Genomic DNA, 22,175 nt, shown 5'->3' with positions numbered 1-22,175 from the left:
AGGAAGTAGAGTGGATAGGTGACTTCAGCTAAAGCGCGTATGCGCCTGTTTACCTCCGAATCCGTGACCGAAGGTCACCCGGACAAGATCTGCGACCAGATCAGCGATTCAATTCTGGATGCGTTGCTCGCAAAGGACCCAAATTCCAGGGTTGCCGTTGAGACCATGGCCACGACGGGCCTCGTCCATGTGGCTGGTGAAGTCACCACAGAGGCCTATGTCGAGATCCCGCAGCTGGTCCGTGAGACCATTCTGAACATTGGTTACGACTCCTCGGCCAACGGCTTTGACGGCGCACGTTGCGGCGTTTCCGTCTCGATCGGTCAACAGTCCCCGGACATTTACGACGGCGTCTTCAACGCTTTGGAGGTCCGCGAGGGGACGGCGCTGGATGAGTACGACCAGCAGGGGGCCGGTGACCAGGGCATTATGTTCGGCTATGCCAGCGATGAGACCGCCCAGTTCATGCCGACGCCTATCTTTCTGGCGCACCGGCTGTCCGAACGGCTAACGGAGGTCCGAAAGTCGGGGCTGCTTTCTTATCTTCGCCCCGATGGTAAGACTCAGGTGACCGTCGGATACGACGGCGACAAGCCCGTTTCCGTGCAGACCGTCGTCATTTCCAGCCAGCACGCGCAGGAGGCGTCGTTGGAGCAGCTGCGCGAGGACCTGGCGCGGTACGTGATCGATCCTGTGCTGGCCAAGTCCGACCTGGACATTTCGCATGTGAAGAACATCCTGAACCCGGCTGGGCCCTTCGTGGTTGGCGGACCTGTCGGGGATGCGGGACTGACCGGACGCAAGATTATTGTGGATACCTACGGGGGTATGGCACGGCATGGCGGCGGAGCTTTTTCCGGTAAGGACCCGTCCAAGGTGGACCGCTCCGCGGCCTACGCTATGCGCTGGGTGGCCAAGAACGTGGTGGCCGCCGGATTGGCGAGCCGGGCGGAGATCCAGATTGCCTACGCGATCGGACAGGCGCGGCCGGTGGGAACGTACGTGGAGACTTTTGGCACCGAAACGGTAGACCCGGACCGGATCAGTGATGCCATCGACGAGATCTTTGACCTCCGTCCGCAGGCGATTATCAATGACCTGCAGCTCAAGCGGCCGATCTATGCCAAAACCGCAGCGCATGGGCACTTTGGCCGTGACGACCCTGACTTTACCTGGGAAAACCTCGACCGGGTGGACGCGTTGAAGGCCTTCTTTAACGCCTAGCTCGGGCGTGCGGCACCGATGTCTGCGGGCCGTGGTTAGCTGGTGGTCCAGTAAAGAAAACCGCTGCAGTGACATTACCCAGTGACATGACCCGCAGCAGCGAAGAAGACCGCCGTAGTGAAGGAGCTGAACATGCAGGCCGATGGTGGCTCCCTTGTTCAGCCCTCCCTGCTGCAGGGATTTGTGGCCCATCAGCTCAAACCCGACCCCTATAGCGCGGTGGTGCTGGCCGAGGACTTGCCCGTCGCCCGGGTATTGATCGAGTCGTCCCTGCCACACCTGGACAGGCTCTTTGACTACAGCGTCCCGGCCGAGCTCGACGGGCAGGCGCGGCCCGGGGTGCGGGTCAAGATCAGGTTTGCGGGGCAGAATCTGCAGGGATTCCTCACGGCCCGCGCCGAAACCTCGGAAAGCAGTCGCCTAACGCCCCTGGCCAAGGTACTCAGTGCAGTACCGGTGCTGACGCCCTCAGTGCTTACGCTGGCCGAAGCGGTGGCCGCACGTTATGCGGGTACCGTCAGCGACGTGCTCCGTGTGGCCATACCTCCGCGGGTGGCAAGCCTGGATAAGCAATACGCGGATAAGCAGATTGCGGCTAAGCAGTCTTCGGAGCCGGCTCCTGCCCTGACCTCGCCGTCGCCATCGCCCTCGCTCTTTGATGGATACCGCAACGCCGGTGCCTTTCTGAGCCATCTTTCTGCCGGCGGCAACCCGCGCGGCGTCCTGTCCACGCTGCAGGGGTTCGGCGACAATTCCTGGCACCACCAACTCGCCCATACCATCGCCACGTGCCACGCATCGGGCAGGGGCGCCGTCGCCGTCGTTCCCGACCAGCGGGACCTGCAACTGCTCGAGCAGGCCGTCGCGGCCGTGCTGCCGGCCGAGTCCTTCGTCCGACTGACGGCGGACGACGGGCCAAACCTGCGCTACCGGAATTTCCTGCGCGTCCTCAGCGGTGAGGTCACCGTGGTGCTCGGCACTCGATCGGCGGCGTTTGCCCCCGTCGTCAACCCCGGTCTCTATTGCTGCTGGGACGATGGCGATGACTTGCATGTCGAGCGTCGGGCGCCGTACCAGCATGCGCGTGACGTGTTGCTGCTGCGCGCCGACCAGGACAACGCGGCGCTGCTGCTCGCGGGCCACACGCGGAGCACGGAAGCCCAGCGGCTGCTCAACAGCGGGTGGGCCCAGCCAATCTACCCTGAGCGCGCTCTCGCGCGGGCTGTAACACCGCGGATCATTAGCACAGCTGACAGTTTTGAACAGGTCCGCGATCCGCTGGCTGCCGTTGCCCGGCTGCCGCAGCGGGCGTGGCAGACTGCCAAGGAAGCGCTCACGCGGGGGCCGGTCCTGGTCCAAGTGGCACGCGCGGGGTATGCGCCTAGCCTGGCCTGTCAGCGTTGCAGGGAACCAGCGCGCTGTGCTGCCTGCGGCGGCCCGCTGATGGAACTCCCGGCGCGAGGCAGCCAGGGTCCGGTCCTGCAGTGCCGGTGGTGCGCCGCCCCGGGTAATGACCATAGCTGTCCCAGCTGCGGCTCCCGCGAACTGCGCCGCGTCGTGGTCGGGGTGGCGCGTACTGCCGAGGAGCTGGGCAGGGCTTTTCCTGGGGTGACGGTGCTTTCCTCTGCCGGGGATCATGTTAAGGCCCAGATTCCGGACAAGCCCGCGCTGGTGGTGGCGACGGTGGGTGCCGAGCCGCTGGCAGCTGCCGGGTACGCCGCGGCCATCCTGCTCGACGGCGACACCTTGCTGCGACGCGAATCCCTGCGCGCCGGCGAGGACGCCCTGCGCCGTTGGTTCAACGCGAGCGCGCTGGTTCGACCGGCGAAGGAGGGTGGAGTGGTGGTGGTGACAGCGGATGATGCTCAGGTAGTGGGTGCGCTGGTTCGTTGGGACCCGGCCGGCTACGCCGAGCGCGAGCTGACCCTCCGGCAGGAATTGGGGCTCCCGCCAGCGTCTCGCATCGCCTCCATCACCGGGCCGGAGGGGGCCGTGAAGGCGTTCATTGGTCAGTTGGACGCGTCCGCCGACGTCCGGGTGATCGGGCCGGCGCCGGTGGCGCCCGGTGTGCAGGGCCCCCGATCGGGCGGCCGAAAGGACGGAGACGAGGAAGCCGAATACCGGACACTGCTCTTCTTTTCCTATGCGCTGGCGCCGCGGATCACGGCCTCGTTGCGGGCGCTGAAGGCGGCGAACGCGGCGAAACGCAGCGGCACCCCCGTGCAGGTCAGATGCGACGGTTTGGACGTCGTGTAGCCACCGCCTCCCAGCTAACCGCCGTCACCGACGGGAAATAAGTTCCCGCGCAATACTGAGCAACTCCTTCGCCGAGGTGTCCCAGCTGAACCGGGATGCCTGCCGCACGGACTCGGCAGAGCGTTTGCTCCAGCTGTCAGGATCCGCGAGGGCAAGGACGGCGGCGGCAAAGCCGGTGGGCGAGTCGGCCGGTACGTAACGGGCGGCGTCGCCGCCCACCTCGCGGAAGATCGGCGTGTCGCTGACCACCACCGGCGTCCCCAGCGACATGGCCTCCACCAGCGGCAGCCCATAGCCTTCCGCCTTGGACAGCGTCACCAGCGCGGTCGCGCGGAGCAGCAGTTCGTCGTATTCGGCGTCGCTGACGCCGTTATGGAAAATGACCCGCGCACCTGCGGGCACCAGCGGCTCCAGCTCGGCCCTGCGCTGATCGGTGATCCGGCTGAGGAGGTGGAGGGAAAACCCGTCCAGTCCGGCCATTCCACGGATCAGTGTTTCCACGTTCTTGTAAGGCATGAAGGAGCCCATATAGATCAGTGACTTCTCCGGCGGCACGTTGGTGCTGCGGGGGGCCCTTTGATCCTGCGGTGCGTTTCCGACAATCCGCACGGGCCGCCGCGTCAGGCGGTGCTTGTGCATCAGCGCCTCGGTGGTCCGGCTGATGGTGGCCACCACATCGGCGCGATTAAGCAGCAGCCGCTGCGGCCAGTACGCCTTGTGGTACAGCCGCCAGAGCAGGCGCACCGGTGCGGGCAGAAAGCCCGGCGGCGCTGGATGCTCATAGTAAATCAGGTCGTGCAGCGTGAGCACCAGGGGATACTTCCGCCGCCAGCTGCCCATGGTCTGCATCGGACAGAAAACCAGGTCGGGGCTAAGCCTGTTTACCTTCCGGGCCACCAAGAGCTCCCGCGGCGAGAGCGGACTGCTGATTTTCACGTAGGGCACGTCGGGGAGCAGCGCCAGCTGGCGGTCATCACTGATCAGCATGGTCACCTCGGCCAGGGGCGCGACGGCGGCAATCAGGGACGCGCCGTATCGGCTGATCCCGTCGTGATGGTCCAACCGGGTAAACCGCGCGTCGATGACGATCTTCAGCTTCGAAGCCGGCGCTTCGTTATCCGCCCTCATCTGCTCTGACCCGGTTGAACATCGGAGGATTCCGGCTGCTGGGCCAAAAAAGCCGCTATGGCCCCGGCCGCTGGCACAGGAGTCTCGTAATGGATCAGATGGCCGACGGCGGAAATCACCACCAGCTTCGCGTCCGGCAGGAGCTCCAGCAGTTTGTACTGCGTGGGCAGGGTGGCGATTTCGTCGTCGGCTCCGGCGATCAGCAGGACCGGCAGGGTGAGCTGCGAAGCCACCTGTCGGACGGTTCCACCCACCGACGCACGAAACGACTGCAGCAGCATGTCACGGTCGGCGAAAAGCGAGAAGTAGGCGTGGTGCTGCTGGTGAATGAAGCGCAGCAGCGCCTTATCCTTGGATTTGGCCATCGTGACGCTCATCAGGTGCACAATTGTTTTGCTCCGCAGCAGGGCGTTGCCCGCCCGGGCAGGGAGCCGGGCGGAGGCCAGGTAGTAGAACTCGGCCAGTTTAGAGAGGATCCCTTTGGGTCCCTCCAGAGCGGGCGCGGCGATCGGATTGATCAGAATCAGTTCGCGGACTTTGCCCGGGTGCTCTGCCACAAAGTGGCTGGTGACAATTGAGCCGAACGAATGTCCGAGCAGAACGGTGCCGGTACCCAAATCCAAGGCGTCCATAAAATCCGCCAGGAATCGCCCATAGGCTGGCACGTCATGGGGCGCATCGATGAGGGCCGCCGAGGTACCGAAGCCGGGGAGGTCCGGCATGATGACCCGCAGCCCCGGCAGCTGTTCAACCACCCGTTCCAGGCCATGATGGTCACCGCGGAAGCCGTGCACCACCAACAGCGTCCGCGGCGCCGGCGCGGTGCTGAGCTGCGTGTCAACTGATGCCGCGGAATATTGCCAGTAGTCGATCCGTACGCCGCGGAGGGTCACACTGTGCCGGCTGCGCCGGGCGTCGAGGTCTACCGTGATGTCTGTCAACGAGAAGCCGTCCGTTTCAAATCGGGGTGTGGTGGAACCGCCGGTGGGGTCAATGCACGTTGCTTATTGACCCTTGCTTATGGACCCTGCTAATTGACCCGGGACGGATCAGACCCGGAGCGATGGCCACGGTCCAGCGCCGCAATGGCGGCCATGGCGCCGTCGTCGAGCTGGAAATCAAAAATGTTCCGGTTCTCCCGGATCCGGGCCGGCGAACTGGCCTTCGGAATCGCGATACTGCCGAGCTGGATGTGCCAGCGTAAAACCACCTGGGCTACGCTGCGTCCCAGCCCGGCAGCGATCCGGACCAGCACCGGATCAGCCAGCAGCTGACCGCGGGCCAGAGGGCTCCAGGCCTCGGTCAGGATGCCGGCCTCGGCGTTGACGGCCCGCACCTCATTCTGCTGCAGCCAGGGGTGCAGTTCCACTTGGTTGACGGCGGGGACCACCTCGGCGGCGTCCAGCAGCCTGCGCAGATGTTCCGGTTCAAAATTGCAGACGCCGATGGCCCGGACGCGGCCGTCGTGATACAGCCGTTCCAGGGCACGGTAGGTCTGGATGTATAGGTCCTGCTCCGGGCAGGGCCAGTGAATCAGGTACAGATCCACATAGTCGAGTCCGAGCTTGTGCAGGGATTCCTCAAAGGCCGCCAGGGTGCGGTCGAATCCGTGGCTGTCGTTCCAGACCTTGGTGGTGACAACGATGTCCTCCCGGCTCAGCGGTCCGCCGTCGCTGGCGGCCTGCCGTACCGCCTGGCCCACGCCCTCTTCATTGGCGTACAGCGCGGCCGTATCGATGCTGCGGTAGCCGGCCTCCAGCGCCTGGCCGACCAGGGATAAGCTGTCCGCCGCCGGCACCTTGTAGACGCCGTACCCCAGCTGTCCGATCTTTACGCCGTTGTTCAGCGTCACGTTAGGCACTTGTTGCATGTCTATGACTCTACCGAGTCGGTGCGGCAGATGGGTGAAGCGCGGTGTGAATCTGCTCAGTCTTCGTCGACGCAGTGTTCTTCTGCGGCGACCGAAGCGGGTAATGATCAGCGTCTTGACCGGCAGCACGCACGCTCCTCGCCGTCGACGTCGGGCATGACTATCTGAATGAGGACGTGAACACAGTAGCGAGGCTTACAGCCAGGTTGGGCGCCGCGTCCGTCACCTTGCCGGGTGCGTTAGCATCCGGAGGGCGTACAAAACATGCAGGCGGAAAGCAGGGCAGTTGGCGCGCCCTATGAAGTAGTGTCCCCACGGCGTAAAGTTGATTTATGTTTTGCGGAATCCGAGGCTGACTTTTATGAGGCGAGCATTATGACCCGGTTGTGGCTGCGCTGGTTGCCCGCGGCTGCGGTGCCCGTGGTTATCGCCGCCGGTGCGCTGGGTGGTTCATTTCAGGCGAGCGCGGCTGAGGGGCTGTCGACGAAAACGCCGGAGCAGGTCCTGGCGATGGTCGGCATGAACACAGTGAAAGCACTGTCTGGGACAGTTGAACAGACATCAGACCTGGGGCTGCCCCAGCTGCCCCCCGGTGTGCCGTCCTCCAGCGCCGGCATGGCCTCCGCCCTCGATCTATTGGCTGCGCCACATACTGCGCGGGTCTATCTTGACGGTACGGCAAATGCACGGGTGCAGGTGATGGATCAGCTCGCCGAGCGGGACGTGATCCGTCATGGAAATGACGTCTGGACCTATAATTCGAAGGACAATTCGGCAACCCACGAAACACTTCCCACCGCCCGCGCGGACGGGAATAACGCTCCCGCCACGACGCAGCTGCAGACGCCGGACCAGCTTGCGCAGCGCATGCTGGCCGCCCTTGATTCCAGCACCGCGGTGACGGTGGGCCAGGATACCTCGGTGGCTGGACGGGCCGCTTATGAACTGCTGCTCACTCCGCGCAGTGCGGACTCGCTCGTAGGATCGGTTTCGATTGCTGTCGACTCGCAGACCGGACTAACGCTGAGCGTGGCGGTGCAGGCCAGGGGCCAGGAAACGCCCGCCTTCCGGTTGGCTTTTACCGACCTCTCACTGCACGCGCCGTCGGCCGATTTGTTCACCTTCACACCGCCGCCCGGTGCCCATGTGACGCAACGCGCCCTCCCGCAGCAGGCGGATCGGCCGCTGCAGGGGGAGCCCGGCAGGACCGGCGGTAACAGTGGCAGCGCCGCTGCGCCGCACACCGTCTCGGGCACCGGATGGGATACCGTGATTGGACTGCCGGCTACCGCGGTACCGGCCGATCTGACGGCCTCGCCGCTGTTGGCGCAGGCGGCGCGGGCGGTCGACGGCGGCCGGTTGCTTTCCACGTCGCTGGTGAACGTTTTGCTGACCAACGACGGTCGGGTTTTCGCCGGGTCAGTTCCGCTGGCGCGGCTGCAGGCCGCGGCCGCCGGCCGGTGACCGCCGAAGGACATTCCGCCGAACTGGCCATAGAAACGAAGGGGCTCACCAAGAGGTTTGGGCACCAAGTGGCCGTCAACGGCATTGATCTTGCCGTTCCACGCGGTGCCGTCTTCGGTTTCCTCGGACCAAACGGGTCGGGGAAAACGACGACCATCCGCGTGCTGCTGGGCTTAGCCGCCGCAACGAGCGGGCAGGCCCGCGTGCTGGGACAGGAGATGCCCCGCAGTCTCCGCGAGGTTCTGCCGCGGGTCGGCGCGCTGATTGAAGGACCGGCGTTCTATCCCTTCCTCTCCGGAGCAGCGAACCTGCATCGGCTCGATACCGCGGATCGGGACGCGCCGTCGAGAACGCGGGCAGCCCGTGTACATCTGGCGCTCGAGCGCGTCGGGCTGACCCAGGCGGCGGGCAAAAAAGTCCGGGCGTATTCCCTGGGGATGAAGCAAAGGCTGGGTATCGCCAATGCATTGCTCGCTCCCCGGGAGCTGCTGGTCCTGGATGAACCGACGAATGGTCTGGACCCGCAGGGAACCCGTGAGGTCCGTGCCCTGGTGCGTCTGCTGGCCGCCGAAGGCACGACGGTGTTCGTATCCAGCCATCTTCTTGCCGAGGTGGAGCAGATGTGCACGCATGCGGCGGTGATGAGCGCCGGACGGCTGGTGGCGCAGGGCACCCTCGATGACTTGCGCCGGTCGGGCACGTCCCGGGTGCAGATCCGAACGCCGGACTCCGCCGCGGCGCAGCGGGTGCTGGCGGGTCTGGGTCTGATGGCGGAAAAATCCGACCAGGCCGCCACCGCCGACGGCCTGGTCACGGCCGTGCTGGCTGTCCACACTGGCACCCAGGAGGAAAGCCAGGAGTCCAGACACGCGCCCAAACCGGAGACGATCGTCGCCGCGCTGGTCGCAGCGGGCGTGCGGGTCCGGGGATTCGCGGTACTGGGCAGCAGCCTGGAGGAACGGTTCGTGGCGCTGACCGGGGAGGGATTCGATGTTGCCCAGTGACGGCAGGCCGCCCAGTAGCGGTGGGGCGCCCGGTGACCGCCGGGTATCCGGTGACCGACGTGCGACAGCGGGGTGGGCCACGTTGGGATCGAATTTGGTGGGATCGGAGCTGTTGGGGTCGGAGCTGAAGGTGCTGTTTGGACGCCGCCGAACGTGGGCCATGCTGCTGGCGCTCGCAGCAGTACCGGTCCTCATCGCCGTGGTGGTCCGGGTCTCTTCCGCCCCGGGTACGCCAGGTCGCGGGCCGGCATTCTTGGACCGCGTCACGCAAAATGGGCTGTTCGTCGGGGTCACCGGACTCGTGGTTTCCATCCCACTGTTCCTACCCCTGACCGTTTCGGTGGTCGCCGGCGACAGCATTGCGGGGGAAGGTGGCCTTGGCACGTTGCGGTACCTGCTGGTGGCGCCGGCGGGCCGGGTGCGCCTGCTGCTGGTCAAGTTCGCCGCTGCGCTGGCGTTCTGCGTGGCGGCGACCCTGGCTGTCGCGGTGCCCGGAGCAATCGTTGGCGTCGTGTTGTTCCCCGTGGGCCCGGTGACGCTGCTTTCCGGTGACACGATCGACGTCGGCGCATCGGTGCTGCGCCTGCTGTTGGTGGCGGGCTACGTGACGGTCTCGCTCGTGGGGCTCGCCGCCGTCGGGCTCTTCATTTCAACGCTCACCGACGTGCCGGTCGGCTCGATGGCTGCGACGATAGTCCTGACGGTGGTGTCCGAGGTACTTGACGCGCTGCCGCAGGTCTCGTGGCTGCATCCCTGGTTGTTCAGCCACTATTGGTTCGGCTTCGCTGACCTGCTGCGCCAACCCGTTGCGTGGGGTTCTTTCGGCGGCAATGCCTGGCTGCAGGCGGGGTATGTTGCTCTTTTTGCTGCGCTGGCCTATGGCAGGTTCGCCAGCAAGGACGTGTTGTCCTAAGCCGGACCGTAAGTGCAGCGGCTGCCCGCGGGGTGAAGGGCCGAATACCGCGGAGCCGGGTGGGTCAGGTCGAATAGCCCTGCTGCCCTGCCGACAAGAATTCCGCTCCTCCCGCTGCGTCCGGGTCCACGAGGATTCGTGCCGTGGTCTCGTCAAGAATGAGGTCCGTGGCCAGTCCAGCTGCGAGCGCTCCGCGCAGACCATTGATCTTCGAAGCACCGGAGACCACGCACACGCGGCGGCGAACCGTGCGCAGCACATCCAGATCGGGGCCACTGGAGCGCAGGTTCATGGCAATGCCATCGGAGGATCCGTCCGCACGGAAGAACACCGTGGCTACATCTCCGACAACATTCCCGGCCGCGAGCGAGTCCAGGTCAGTCTCGTCAAGGTAACCGCCGGAATAGACATGGCTGGGAATATCGGCATCGATGGAGCCGACGCCGAATATCGACATCGTCATCCGTGCCTGCAGGTCAAGTATTCTCCGTACGCTGCGTTCATCCCACATGAGAGTCTTGGTCTCCGCGTGGTCGAAGAATGCCGGAACGGGAAATTGTTCCACCTTGGCTTCGTAGGCGTTGCCGAAGCGGCGCATAATTTCACTGGCATAAGTAATGCCCGTGGTTTGGGTATTACCCGCCCCATTGAGTTGCACAATCGTGCTGCCATGCGTAATTTTCCGGGTCAGGTGACGGCTTAGCGTGCTCAGCGTCGAACCCCAGGCAACCCCAATCACGGCGTTGGATTCCACCAGCGGACTGATCAGCCGTGCGGCCTGAATACAGACCCGTTCCAACACCTCCGCCTCATTGAGCGTATCGAGTACCGGGACAACATGGACGTCGACCTTGAATCTGCTGCGGATGGCACGTTCCAGCTCGGGGGCACTGTCCTGCGGACTGCGGATCTGGATCTGAACCAGCCCGCTCTCCCGCGCGGCGGACAGCAACCGCGAGACCGTCGAGCGGGAGGTACGCAGCTCCCGGGCTATCGCATCCATGGTCAGATCCTGCAGGTAGTACATTTGCGCCGCCCGAAGGCTTTGCGGGGCAGCGCTTCGCTTGGCCGGCATGAAGTGCACCTTCGTTCTGCACGTTTGTGCATACGTGTTGACTATATTTTCCACCTGTCCCAACAATAGTGGGAGAAGGCGCCCAGTGGCGCGAACTTCGGGACTCGAAGGGGTCACATTGAGCAGCACCGAATCGACCGGCACACCAGCAGGAGCAGGAAACCAGAACGTCACGGGGCAGGAGTCCCCGGCAGCCCGAACCGCCACACGGGCAGGGGTGGAGCAGCTGCGCAACAGACCGCACGCCCAGGTCCTGATCATTGGCGGCGGCATCAACGGAGTCGGGACCTTCCGCGACCTGGCCCTGCAGGGGATCGATGTGGCCCTCGTCGAGCGGGGTGACTATTGCCAGGGGGCCAGCGGCGCGTCGTCGCACATGATCCACGGCGGCATCCGCTATCTGGAGAACGGCGAATTCCGTCTGGTGCAGGAGTCGGTGGTCGAGCGCAACGGCCTGCTCAACATTGCTCCGCACTATGTGAAGCCCCTGAAAACGACCATCCCGATTTTCACTACATTTTCCGGAATTTTGGCCGCCCCGCTGCGATTCCTGACGCATAAGCAGCAGGGCAGGCATGTGGAGCGCGGGGCTTTCCTGATCAAGGCCGGCCTGACCCTTTATGATTCGTTTTCCCGCAGTGGCGGTTCGGTGCCGCGGCATCAGTTTAAGGGGCGCAAAACGGCCCTGTCCGAACTGCCGAAGCTGAACCCGGGAATCAAATACGCGGCGACGTATTTTGACGCGTCCGTGCACAATCCCGAGCGGCTGACACTGGATGTGCTGCAGGACGGCCAAATGGCGGGCGACGGCGGCATGACTGGCGCCGGCGGCAAGGGAGCCGGAGCCAGCCAGGCGCGCGCAACAAACTATGTCGGCGCGACAGCGGTGACAGACCAGGGCATCGAACTGACCGATCAGCTCACCGGCAAGTCATTCACCTTCACGGCGGATGTCGTGGTCAACACCACCGGCGCCTGGGTGGATCAGACCAACGCCTCGTTGGGAGAAGCCACCCGATTCATGGGCGGTACCAAGGGCTCGCACATCGTTCTGGACCATCCGGAACTGCTGGCTGCCTGCAACGGGCGGGAAATCTTCTTCGAGCACACCGACGGCCGGATCGTTTTGATCTACCCGATGGGGGACCGCGTCCTGGTCGGCACCACCGACATCGACGCCGACATGACCGAGACTCCGGTCTGCACGCCGGAGGAAGTGGACTATTTCTTTGAGTTGATCGGCCACGTGTTTCCCTCAATCCTGATGGACCGGGGGAACATTGTCTATAGCTTCGCCGGAGTGCGCCCGCTGCCCCGCCACGATGAAACGCAGCCCGGATTCGTTTCCAGGGATTACCGGATCGAACGCAGCGAGGTGGCCCTCGGCGGGAAGGCAAGCGGCGGCCGGAAGGTCCCCACGTTGAGCCTGGTGGGCGGGAAATGGACCACCTTCAGGGCATTATCGGAGCATATGACTAACGATGTACTCGCCATTCTGGGCAGCGAACGCAAGGTCAGCACGGCCAAGCTGCCCATTGGCGGCGGTGCCGGATTCCCGCGCACGGATGCGGGGATCGAGGCGTGGATCCGCAGCCAGGTCACACCCACACTGGATGCGACCCGGGCGGGTGTCCTTCTCACTCGCTACGGCACCCGGGCCAGCGAAGTGATCGCGTACCTGCAGAACGGGCCATCGGGTCAGGGTGGGGCAGACCGGGTTTTTGACTCCACCCCCGAATTAAGCAACCGTGAGATCGCCTTCATGGTGGAGCATGAGCAGATCGGCCACCTCATCGACGTGCTGATCCGGCGCACGTCGCTGGCATTCCGCGGTCTCGTCACCGCGGACCTGCTGACCGAGACGGCGCAGGCGCTGGCAGGGCCGTTGGGCTGGGACGCCTCCCGCTGCTCCTACGAGATCCAGCACGCACAAGATATCCTGCACCAGTTTCACGGCGTTCAGGACAAAAGCATGATCGCCTGACCCCCGTCCTTGGCATATATTCGCGGGGAATTCCACGGGAAAAGGTGCAGGAACGGCGGTTCGCGCGTGAAACCTATCACAATGAGCCCTTTTATAACAGAATAGGTTCTGACAACAGAATAGATAAAGGAGTCAAAGATGTCTCTTGGAATTGTGTTCCTATCCGAAATAATGGGAACCATGATGTTGACGCTGCTCGGTTGCGGCGTTGTGGCGAACGTTGCCCTGCGGGGAACGAAGGGTAACGCCGGCGGATTCCTGATGGTTAACTTTGGCTGGGGTCTTGCCGTCATGGCCGGCGTTTTCGTCGCTGCCAAATCCGGCGCCCAGCTCAACCCTGCGGTGACCATCGGTGTGCTGGTCAGCGGAGCGAAGGAATTCGCCCCCGGTGTCGCGGTGAACGCCGGCAGCGTCTTCACCTCCTTGGGTGGAGAGCTGATCGGCGCCATCATCGGTGCCGTGCTGTGCTGGCTGGCGTACAAGCAGCACTTTGATGCCGAGCCTGACGCGGCAACAAAGCTCGGCGTCTTCTCGACCGGCCCGGCCATCCGCAATTACGGCTGGAACGTTGTGACCGAAATCATCGGCACCTTCGTCCTGGTGTTTGTCATCCTGCTCTTCGGCAAGAGTGCAGCAGGTCTTGGCCCGCTGCCGGTTGCCCTCCTCGTCGTCGGCATTGGTGCCTCCCTCGGTGGACCGACCGGTTACGCCATCAACCCGGCCCGTGACCTCGGGCCTCGTCTTGCACACGCCTTCCTACCGATCAAGGGCAAGGGCTCCAGCGACTGGAGCTACGCCTGGGTGCCCGTCGTCGGTCCGCTGATCGGCGGAGTGCTGGCCGGAATAGGCGTGCAGATCATGCCCCTGCTGGTGAAGTAGGCACAGGAGTACGTTAAGAGCAGACCCACACACCGCAGCCAGAGCAGAAGGAAACAACGATGTCTCAATATGTAATTGCTATCGATCAAGGAACCACCAGCAGCCGCGCAATCGTTTTCGACCATGACGGCAACATCGTCTCCAGCGGGCAAAAGGAGCACGAGCAGATCTTCCCCAAGGCCGGATGGGTGGAACACAACCCCGTCGAAATCTGGGACAACACCCGTGAGGTGATCGGCACCGCCCTGTCCAAGGCGAACCTGACGCGGCACGATATTGTCGCCGTCGGCATCACCAATCAGCGTGAGACGGCCGTCGTGTGGGATAAAACCACAGGCCAGCCGGTGTACAACGCGATCGTCTGGCAGGATACCCGCACGCAGTCGATCGTTGACGAACTGGCGGCCGACGGCGGCGTCGAGCGTTTCAAGCAAAAGGTCGGCCTGCCGCTGGCCACCTACTTCTCCGGCACCAAGATCAAATGGATCCTGGACAATGTGGATGGCGCACGGGAAAAGGCCGAGGCGGGGGATCTGATTTTCGGCAACACGGACAGCTGGGTCACCTGGAACCTGACTGGCGGAACCGACGGTGGTGTGCATATCACCGACGTCACCAATGCCTCCCGCACCATGTTCATGGACCTGGAGACGCTGTCGTGGGACGATGACATCCTGGCTGCCTTCGGCGTTCCGCGCTCGATGATGCCGGCGATCAAGTCCTCTTCTGAGGTATACGGGACGGTCCATACCTCACAGCTGCTGCGCGAGGTTCCCGTCGCAGGGATCCTGGGCGATCAGCAGGCGGCCACCTTCGGCCAGGCGGCGTTTGAAAAGGGCGGGGCCAAGAATACCTACGGGACCGGCAACTTCCTGATTGTCAATACCGGCGAGGAGATTGTGCATTCCAAGAACGGGCTGCTCACCACTGTCTGCTACCGGCTCGGCGATGCAAAGCCGGTCTACGCACTGGAGGGTTCCATCGCCGTCACCGGGTCGCTGATTCAGTGGCTGCGCGATAATCTGGGCCTGATTTCCAGCGCACCCGAGGTGGAAAAGCTCGCACGCACGGTGGAGGACAACGGCGGCGTGTACATTGTGCCGGCTTTCTCGGGCCTCTTTGCCCCGTATTGGAAGGGTGATGCTCGCGGTGTCATGGTGGGGCTGACGCGCTTCGCCAACAAGGGCCACATAGCCCGGGCGGCGTTGGAGGCAACGGCGTTCCAGACCCGCGAGGTGCTTGACGCGGCTAATGCCGACGCCGGGGTTGACATGGAGGATCTGCGGGTCGACGGTGGCATGGTGGCCAACGATGCGCTGATGCAGTTCCAGGCGGACATCCTGGGGATCCCTGTCATTCGGCCGAAGGTGACCGAAACGACCGCCCTCGGTGCGGCCTATGCGGCCGGACTGGCCGTTGGTTTCTGGAAGGACACCGAGGAGCTGGCCAAGAACTGGTCCGAGGACAAGCGCTGGGAGCCGAATATGGATGCCGGCGAGCGTGACCGGCAGATGCGGCTGTGGAAAAAGGCGGTCACGAAGTCGATGGACTGGGTCGACGACGACGTAAGGTAATTTCCCGGCGCCGCTGCGCCGCGGCGGACCGCTGATTTCCCGGTGACTGGCCTCGTTCCCCGGCCTCTGACGTCACCCACCTAAATCAGCGGCTCCGCCGCGGCTGTCTCCTCGTTGCGGTTTCGGCCGATGCGGTAGTCTGGCTGTATGGCTTACTTCCTTGGCTAGCCCCTGCTGCGGCGATCTGCTGCGTCGAGGGGCTTTTGTGCGTTAAGAAGGCAATCGGCCAACAGGCCAATCATGAGTGTAAAGGCAGGATACGTGAGCGTGCAGTCCCGGACTGAGGCAGAAAAAGACGAGCAGGGCGTCTATAACTTCGCACAGATGGAGGCCAAATGGCCGGCCGTCTGGGACGACCTAAAAATCTTCACGCCGCTGGACGACGGTTCCAAGGAACGCCGGTACGTACTGGACATGTTCCCGTACCCCTCGGGCGATCTGCATATGGGGCATGCCGAGGCGTTTGCGATGGGCGATGTAGTGGCGCGGTACTGGCGCCAGCAGGGCTTCGATGTGCTGCACCCGATCGGCTGGGACTCCTTCGGCCTGCCGGCGGAGAATGCCGCCATCGCCCGCAATGCCCACCCCAGCGAGTGGACCTACGCCAACATTGATACGCAAGCTGCGTCCTTCCGCCGCTACGCCATTTCGGTGGACTGGTCAAGGCGGCTGCAGACCTCTGATCCTGCGTATTACCGCTGGACGCAGTGGCTGTTCAAGCGCTTCTACGAGCGGGGATTGGCCTACCGAAAGAATTCTCCGGTCAACTGGTGCCCGAAGGACCAGACGGTGCTGGCTAACGAGCAGGTGGTCAACGGCGCCTGCGAACGGTGCGGTACGCAGGTCACCAAGAAACTTCTGAACCAGTGGTACTTCCGGATCACCGAGTACGCGGACCGGCTGCTCGATGACATGAATGAGCTCAAGGGGCACTGGCCAGAGCGCGTCCTGTCGATGCAGCGTAATTGGATCGGCCGTTCCGAGGGCGCCCATGTGCGCTTTGTCATCGAAGCAACGCCTGACCAGCCCGAACACGAGGTTCCGGTCTTCACCACCCGTCCGGACACGCTCTACGGTGCGACCTTCTTTGTGGTGGCGGCCGACGCTCCCTTGGCCGAACAACTGGTGTCCGCCGAACATGCCCCGGCACTGAGCGAATACCGCGAACAGGTCAAAAAGCTCAGCGAGATCGAGCGTCAGTCCACCGAGCGTGAGAAGACCGGGGTTTTCACCGGGCGGTATGCGGTCAATCCGCTCAACGGTGAGAAGCTCCCGGTTTGGGCCGCAGATTACGTACTCGCGGACTACGGCACCGGCGCCATTATGGCCGTGCCGGCGCATGACCAACGGGATCTGGACTTCGCCCGCGCGTTTGCGCTGCCAGTGCGCGTGGTGCTGGATACCGGACAGGAAGATCCGGCCGTTTCCGGTCTGGCGGCCACCGGTGAGGGTGTGCTGGTGAACTCGGGGGAGCTGGACGGCCTGGCCAAGGACGAAGCCATTTCCGCCGCCGTCGGCATTCTTCAACGCCTCGGCACGGGGGAGAAGTTCGTCAATTTCCGGCTGCGCGACTGGCTGCTCAGCCGGCAGCGGTTCTGGGGCACGCCGATCCCGATCATCCACTGCGGTGCCTGCGGCGAAGTGCCCGTTCCGGACGACCAGCTGCCCGTGACGCTGCCCGCCGATCTGCGCGGTGCCGACCTCTCGCCCCAGGGCACATCTCCGCTCGCCGCAGCAGAAGCCTGGGTCAATGTCCTGTGCCCGCAGTGCGGTGGCCCGGCTAAGCGGGACACGGACACTATGGACACATTTGTCGATTCCTCCTGGTATTTCCTCCGCTTTACCTCCCCTGAATTTACGGGAGGTCCGTTTGATCCGCAGAAGGCCAACCAGTGGATGCCGGTGGGGCAGTACGTCGGCGGGGTGGAGCACGCAATTCTGCATCTGCTGTATGCGCGGTTCTTTACCAAGGTGATCCATGACATGGGAATGCTCGACGCCGACGAGCCGTTCAGCGCGCTGCTGAACCAGGGGCAGGTCCTCAATGGTGGAAAGGCGATGAGCAAGTCGCTGGGTAATGGGGTCGATTTGGGCCGGCAACTGGACAAATACGGAGTGGACGCGATTCGGCTGACCATGGTGTTCGCAGGTCCGCCGGAAGACGAGGTGGACTGGGCGGACGTCTCGCCCTCGGGTTCGGTCAAGTTCCTGGCCCGCGCATGGCGGCTGGGGAACGATGTGACCAGCGCCGTCGGCGACGATCCGGCAACCGGGGACCGCGCCCTGCGTACGGTCACTCATCGGACCATCGCGGACGCCACCGAGCTGATGAAACAGCACAAATTCAACGTGGTGGTGGCCAAGCTGATGGAACTGGTTAACGCTACCCGCAAGGTCATCGATACCGGGGCCGGCGGGTCTGATCCTGCGGTCCGGGAAGCGGCCGAGACGGTCGCCGTCGTCCTGAGTCTTTTTGCGCCGTATACGGCAGAGGACCTGTGGAATCGGCTCGGCCGCGAGCCGTCCGTAGCTAACGCCGGCTGGCCAGCGGTGGAGGCGGACCTGCTGGTCCAGGAGACGGTGACCGCGGTAGTGCAAGTCCAGGGCAAGGTGCGGGACAGACTGGAAGTCTCACCGGATATTTCCGAGGACGAGTTAGGTGCGCTGGCCCTGGCATCCGAGCCTGTCACCAGGGCACTGGACGGGCGCGGGGTGCGTACGGTGATTGTACGTGCACCGAAACTGGTCAACATCGTTCCCGCTTAGGTCACGGCGTGTTGTCCCAGCGTGAGCCGGCGGCCCTCGCCTGGCTGCGCGACCAGCTTGCCCGCAGGCGTCCCGGGCAGGATCCGCTGGCGATCCGTCCTGAGGTGGCAGTCATTACCGACTCCGCGTCCGGACTTCCGCCGGACTGGGCTTCCTCGCTGCCCCACGACGGCCGGCTCACGATCGTGCCGATGCCGGTGCTCGTGGGGACGGAGATTTTCGGCGAGGGTGCTGACGATCTAGCTGAGCCGATTGCCGTCGCCCTGGCGGCCGGACGGCCGGTGAAGACCTCCCGTCCCTCACCGGGGCAGTTTGAACGGGCGTATCTCGCGGCCAAGTCTGCAGGATTCGCCGCAGCCGTCTCGGTACATATTTCCGGCGGATTGTCCGGCACGGTGGAAGCCGCGCGTCTTGCGGCCTCGCGCGTGGACTTCCCTGTGGAAGTCATCGACAGCAGAACCGCCGGCATGGCTCAGGGGTTCGGCGTGCAGGGCGCGTTGCTCGCCGCCTCGGCAGGGCTGGATGCAGCAGGCGTTGTGCGTGCGGCAGGGGAGGAGCTTGCGGCGTCCCGCATTTACTTTTATGTCCCCAGCCTGGATCAGTTGCGCCGCGGCGGCAGAATTGGCACTGCAGCATCGTGGCTGGGAACGGTTTTTGCCATTAAACCGCTGCTCTCCATCCAGGACGGGAAAATCGTACCCCTTGAGAAAGTGCGGTCCGCCGGACGGGCCATCGCCCGTTTGGAGGAACTGGTGCTGGCGGACGTTGCTGCCAGGCCCGCCGGGGCGGCCAAGGCCGCCATCCATCACTTTGGTAATGAGTCCCAGGCGCGGGAGTTCGCCCAGCGGCTGCGCACCGCCGCCCCGGAGCTTGCCGAGGTTGATATTACCCCGCTGCCGGCCGTACTGGCCGCTCATGCAGGTCTTGGTGTCCTGGCCGTCATCGTCGGCGGTCCGCCCACCCGCAGCTGACCAGGCGGTCATCGCGCACCCGGGAACTAACTGGTCCTGCACAGCCGCTTGCTGACGGTGGCGGAGGCACAGATGCCGCCATGGTGTTCCCGCGCCGCCGGGGCGGGCCTAGCGTGGGCATTATGGTCAGGCAGGCGAAGCATTCGTGCGCGGCAGACGGCGGGGCCGGCCATCGGCTCAGCGGTCTCTTACTGCCGTTAGCAGAGCCGACCAGTACGGACGTCCCGGCAAATTCCGAGATTGCCGCCGCAGAGCCTGCTGTGGTTTCGTCTTGGCCCGCTGGGAGGCTGCGGTGGAGGGTAGGGTCAAATGCCGTACTCATTATTCTTGCCGTGCTGGCCAGCGCGGTACTGGTCTTGGTTCTTCATGCCATGGGTCAGCAGCTCGCGAACGACAACGTTGCTGCGGCGCCATCCGTGCAGGTGAGAGTTCCTTCAAACGGGCAGACGGGGGCGACGGCGGACGGAGCGTCAGCATCCGCGCCTGGTGCGCCTCTGGCTGGGTCACAGACACAGGGCGCCATGCCAAATCCGGCATACCCTGGGCAAACGAACCTCACGGGAGGTAACACCGGCAGCGCCGTCCTGGTGCATGTGGCCGGGGCCGTGGTTCATCCCGGAGTCGTTATGCTGCCTTCCGGTAGCCGGGTCTACCAGGCCATTGCAGCTGTCGGCGGGGAGTTGCCCGAAGCGGCTGTGGACGCCGTCAATCTGGCGGCTGTGCTCCAGGACGGGGAACAACTCTTCATTCGCACTAAGGACCAAGCCGCGGCGGCTCCGGGACTTGGAGCCCAAGGTGGGGCGCCGGACACCCCAGGTGCACCGCATGGGGGAGCCGTTGTCGGATCGGCCGCCGCGGGACTCGTGAATCTCAATAGTGCTGGCCTCCAGGAGCTGATGACGCTTCCGAAGGTGGGCCCGGTGCTGGGCCAACGGATCCTCGATTTCCGGCGACAGCATGGCAAGTTCGCCAGCGCGCAGGAGCTGGACGCCGTGGACGGAATCGGCCCAAAGCTGTTGGCGACCCTGCTGCCGCTGCTGACGGTCTAAAGCCATGGTCAATGGAGGAAGCGGACCTGGCGCTGGCCCTGGCCCCGGCGACGGCGCTGGCTCCGGCCCCGGCGACGGCGCTGGGCCGCACGGGCAGCGCTGGGAACGCTACCTTCGAGCTGCCGTACGCCAGGAAAACCGACCCGCAGTTTCCCGTGTCGAAGGGGCGGATTCTGGCCGCATGCAACGCAGTCGGGGGCTGCTGGCTGGTCTCGTGCGGCGGATTGAGGCGGCGACGCACACCAGAGAGCGCTGGGAAATCCGCAGGGAATTCGAGCACACCGGGGCCCCGGGCACCGAGGTGGGCAGCCGGCGGGTCGACGTGCGGTTGGTTCCGGCGGCCATACTGAGCTGGCTCGCGGCGCTGGTGGGCGCGGCACTGCCAGGCCGCGTCGCCATGTCAGCAGGTCTACTCGGCTGTCTCCTCGCGGTGGTTGCCTGGGTCGGTGTTTACCATCGTCGTGACAAGGCCCGCGGTCCCACCGACTGCCATGCACCTCATCAGCGGTCAATCGCGAATTCACTACGCGCCAAACTCCGGTCCCTGATACCAGCAGCGGTGCTGGCTATGGTGTGCGGGTCTGGGATCCTGCTGGCGGCCGGTGCCCAGACAGCGCTGAAGACACAAGGTCCAATAGAGCAGGCGATCGCGGGATCCGGAACTGTTACTGCTGTGCTCGAGATCCGCAGCGATCCACGAACTGTGGCCGGTGCCGGGTCCGGGGCACGCGGGCGGCTGATGATCACTGCACTGCTAACGGAGGCCACGGCGGACGGCAGGAGATTCCAGGCTGCGGCACCCGTGCTGGTCATGGCCGATTCCCGCTGGGCCGGTGTGGCAAATGGTCAGTCCATCGCCGCCGCGGGTACGCTGCGGGCCACCGATCCGGGGGCCGACGCCGTCGCCTACTTCACCGCCAAAACGGCTCCCCGGCTCGTTGCCGGCGAGCCGGGGTGGTCCCGCTGGCCGAAGGATTTGCGCACCCGGTGGCGTGAGGCTGTGCAGGCGCAGTGGGGCCCCGTCTGGCCCGACGCGGCCGGGCTGCTGCCCGGAATGATTACGGGCGACAGGTCCGCTCAGACCGCAGCAATGGATGCAGCCATGAAACGGGTGGGATTAACACACTTGACGGCGGTCAGCGGAGCCAATTGCACGTTGATCCTCGGCGGCCTGATTTACCTGGCCCGATGTTTTCGTTTCCCCCGCTGGCTTGCGGCGCTACTGGCCGTGGCCGGTCTGGGCGCATTTGTTACAGTCGTGGGCCCGGATCCTAGTGTTTTGCGGGCGGCGCTTATGGGGCTGATTGGCATTCTGGCGATGCTGTCCGGGCGGCCGAAACGAAGTTCGGCACTACTGGCGGTTTCCGTGGTGTGCCTGCTGACCGCTGACCCTTGGCTGGCGGGGGACTTTGCTTTCATCCTGTCAGTGCTCGCGACGCTGGGATTGGTGCTGGTAGGGCGGCAGTGCAGCCGGTGGCTGCAGGCCTGGCTTCCGCTCTGGCTCGCCCAGGCCGTGGCGATCCCGCTGACCGCACAGCTGTTTTGCGCACCCGTGATTGTCCTGCTGCAGCCACAGCTGATGACGTATTCGCTGCCTGCAAATGTGGCCGCCGCCCCCGTTATCGCGCTGGTGACGATGGCCGGAACGCTGGGCCTGGCGATGGTGGCCCTCACCCCCTGGACGGCACCGGTCTTGGTGTTCCTCTCCGGGGCGGGGGCAGCATGGGTGGCCGTGGTTGCAAAGTTCTTTTCCGGCCTGCCCGCGGCGGCAGTGCCGTGGCCCCAAGGGGCGGCAGGGGTGAGTTCGATGAGCGCCCTTTCCACCGTGACCATTGCCGTGCTGTGGATCGGGGTGCATCACCGCAGGGTCGGTGCTGGTGCAGCCCGCATCCGCAGACGATTGCCGCCCCGATGGCAGCCTTTGGCCGGATTGCCGGGAGCAGTCGCACTTGCCGCCTGTTCTGGAGCAGCTCTGGGCTGGACACTGGCCTTGTCCGGGGTGGCATGAAGGCACGGCG

Annotated in this window: 16 protein-coding genes; 12 read left to right on the top strand and 4 right to left on the bottom strand. The window is 64.5% G+C overall.

Going from position 1 to position 22,175, the window contains the following annotated elements; genetic code table 11:
- The first annotated feature begins 39 nt into the window (after nucleotides 1-39).
- Nucleotides 40-1,224 carry a methionine adenosyltransferase gene (gene metK / locus OS914_RS02370; RefSeq protein ID WP_267544620.1) on the top strand — a complete coding sequence of 395 codons (1,185 nt, stop codon included), beginning with the start codon at nucleotides 40-42 and terminating at the stop codon, nucleotides 1,222-1,224.
- A 132-nt stretch (nucleotides 1,225-1,356) separates the two neighbouring features.
- Nucleotides 1,357-3,480: a primosomal protein N' gene (locus OS914_RS02365; RefSeq protein WP_267544619.1), complete on the top strand. Its 2,124-nt coding sequence runs from the start codon at nucleotides 1,357-1,359 to the stop codon at nucleotides 3,478-3,480.
- 24 nt (nucleotides 3,481-3,504) lie between these two features.
- On the opposite strand, the gene OS914_RS02360 is transcribed toward OS914_RS02365, so the two are convergent.
- From OS914_RS02360 to OS914_RS02350, 3 genes are all read right to left on the bottom strand, one after another.
- Nucleotides 3,505-4,575, bottom strand: a complete 1,071-nt coding sequence (locus OS914_RS02360) for a glycosyltransferase family 4 protein (protein ID WP_267544618.1) — start codon at nucleotides 4,573-4,575, stop codon at nucleotides 3,505-3,507.
- A 29-nt stretch (nucleotides 4,576-4,604) separates the two neighbouring features.
- Nucleotides 4,605-5,540, bottom strand: coding sequence for an alpha/beta fold hydrolase (locus tag OS914_RS02355; protein ID WP_420713852.1), 936 nt, complete (start codon nucleotides 5,538-5,540; stop codon nucleotides 4,605-4,607).
- A 98-nt stretch (nucleotides 5,541-5,638) separates the two neighbouring features.
- Complete coding sequence (locus tag OS914_RS02350; protein WP_267544463.1) at nucleotides 5,639-6,478, bottom strand: aldo/keto reductase; 840 nt, start codon at nucleotides 6,476-6,478, stop codon at nucleotides 5,639-5,641.
- A gap of 375 nt (nucleotides 6,479-6,853) precedes the next feature.
- Between OS914_RS02350 and OS914_RS02345 the strand changes: the two genes are divergently transcribed.
- The 3 genes from OS914_RS02345 (at nucleotide 6,854) to OS914_RS02335 (ending at nucleotide 9,859) form a co-directional block, all read left to right on the top strand.
- Nucleotides 6,854-7,942 (top strand): LolA family protein, encoded by a 1,089-nt coding sequence (locus OS914_RS02345; protein WP_267544462.1) that lies wholly within the window; start codon nucleotides 6,854-6,856, stop codon nucleotides 7,940-7,942.
- Complete coding sequence (locus OS914_RS02340) at nucleotides 7,939-8,946, top strand: ABC transporter ATP-binding protein (RefSeq protein WP_267544461.1); 1,008 nt, start codon at nucleotides 7,939-7,941, stop codon at nucleotides 8,944-8,946. Before OS914_RS02345 ends, OS914_RS02340 begins: the two co-directional genes overlap by 4 nt.
- Nucleotides 8,947-9,106: 160 nt before the next feature.
- The gene (locus tag OS914_RS02335; protein ID WP_476375310.1) at nucleotides 9,107-9,859 is read left to right on the top strand and encodes an ABC transporter permease; all 753 of its coding nucleotides are present in this window, start codon (nucleotides 9,107-9,109) and stop codon (nucleotides 9,857-9,859) included.
- Nucleotides 9,860-9,923: 64 nt separating this feature from the next.
- Here the strand turns inward: OS914_RS02335 and OS914_RS02330 are convergent, their stop codons facing one another.
- Entirely contained in the window at nucleotides 9,924-10,934 is a 1,011-nt protein-coding gene (locus OS914_RS02330; RefSeq protein WP_267544459.1) for a sugar-binding transcriptional regulator, read from the bottom strand.
- Nucleotides 10,935-11,052: 118 nt separating this feature from the next.
- Here OS914_RS02330 and OS914_RS02325 point away from each other — a divergent pair, with 118 nt between their 5' ends.
- The 7 genes from OS914_RS02325 to OS914_RS02295 all read left to right on the top strand — a co-directional run bounded on the left by OS914_RS02325 (nucleotide 11,053) and on the right by OS914_RS02295 (nucleotide 22,165).
- On the top strand, nucleotides 11,053-12,918 hold the full coding sequence (locus OS914_RS02325) for a glycerol-3-phosphate dehydrogenase/oxidase (protein WP_420713842.1): 1,866 nt from the start codon (nucleotides 11,053-11,055) through the stop codon (nucleotides 12,916-12,918).
- 138 nt (nucleotides 12,919-13,056) lie between these two features.
- Nucleotides 13,057-13,797 (top strand): MIP/aquaporin family protein, encoded by a 741-nt coding sequence (locus tag OS914_RS02320; RefSeq protein ID WP_267544458.1) that lies wholly within the window; start codon nucleotides 13,057-13,059, stop codon nucleotides 13,795-13,797.
- A 59-nt stretch (nucleotides 13,798-13,856) separates the two neighbouring features.
- Nucleotides 13,857-15,371 (top strand): glycerol kinase GlpK, encoded by a 1,515-nt coding sequence (gene glpK / locus OS914_RS02315; RefSeq protein WP_267544457.1) that lies wholly within the window; start codon nucleotides 13,857-13,859, stop codon nucleotides 15,369-15,371.
- Between the two features lie 261 nt (nucleotides 15,372-15,632).
- Entirely contained in the window at nucleotides 15,633-18,137 is a 2,505-nt protein-coding gene (leuS, locus tag OS914_RS02310; RefSeq protein ID WP_420713841.1) for a leucine--tRNA ligase, read from the top strand.
- A gap of 11 nt (nucleotides 18,138-18,148) precedes the next feature.
- The gene (locus OS914_RS02305; protein WP_267544616.1) at nucleotides 18,149-19,108 is read left to right on the top strand and encodes a DegV family protein; all 960 of its coding nucleotides are present in this window, start codon (nucleotides 18,149-18,151) and stop codon (nucleotides 19,106-19,108) included.
- A gap of 122 nt (nucleotides 19,109-19,230) precedes the next feature.
- Nucleotides 19,231-20,157: a helix-hairpin-helix domain-containing protein gene (locus tag OS914_RS02300; RefSeq protein ID WP_267544455.1), complete on the top strand. Its 927-nt coding sequence runs from the start codon at nucleotides 19,231-19,233 to the stop codon at nucleotides 20,155-20,157.
- A 181-nt stretch (nucleotides 20,158-20,338) separates the two neighbouring features.
- Nucleotides 20,339-22,165 carry a ComEC/Rec2 family competence protein gene (locus tag OS914_RS02295; protein ID WP_267544454.1) on the top strand — a complete coding sequence of 609 codons (1,827 nt, stop codon included), beginning with the start codon at nucleotides 20,339-20,341 and terminating at the stop codon, nucleotides 22,163-22,165.
- Nucleotides 22,166-22,175 lie beyond the last annotated feature (10 nt).

Source organism: Arthrobacter endolithicus (genome assembly GCF_026627425.1).
Lineage (GTDB): Bacteria > Actinomycetota > Actinomycetes > Actinomycetales > Micrococcaceae > Arthrobacter_M.
The sequence above is the reverse complement of the archived record's forward strand: the minus strand, read 5'-3'. Positions and strand labels throughout refer to the sequence as shown.

Coding starts and splice junctions, on each gene's coding strand:
- metK (WP_267544620.1), top strand. CDS start 40: ATGCGCCTGTTTACCTCCGAATCCGTGACCGAAGGTCACCCGGACAAG.
- OS914_RS02365 (WP_267544619.1), top strand. CDS start 1,357: ATGCAGGCCGATGGTGGCTCCCTTGTTCAGCCCTCCCTGCTGCAGGGA.
- OS914_RS02350 (WP_267544463.1), bottom strand. CDS start 6,478: ATGCAACAAGTGCCTAACGTGACGCTGAACAACGGCGTAAAGATCGGA.
- OS914_RS02345 (WP_267544462.1), top strand. CDS start 6,854: ATGACCCGGTTGTGGCTGCGCTGGTTGCCCGCGGCTGCGGTGCCCGTG.
- OS914_RS02335 (WP_476375310.1), top strand. CDS start 9,107: ATGCTGCTGGCGCTCGCAGCAGTACCGGTCCTCATCGCCGTGGTGGTC.
- OS914_RS02330 (WP_267544459.1), bottom strand. CDS start 10,934: ATGCCGGCCAAGCGAAGCGCTGCCCCGCAAAGCCTTCGGGCGGCGCAA.
- OS914_RS02320 (WP_267544458.1), top strand. CDS start 13,057: ATGTCTCTTGGAATTGTGTTCCTATCCGAAATAATGGGAACCATGATG.
- glpK (WP_267544457.1), top strand. CDS start 13,857: ATGTCTCAATATGTAATTGCTATCGATCAAGGAACCACCAGCAGCCGC.
- OS914_RS02300 (WP_267544455.1), top strand. CDS start 19,231: ATGGTCAGGCAGGCGAAGCATTCGTGCGCGGCAGACGGCGGGGCCGGC.
- OS914_RS02295 (WP_267544454.1), top strand. CDS start 20,339: ATGCAACGCAGTCGGGGGCTGCTGGCTGGTCTCGTGCGGCGGATTGAG.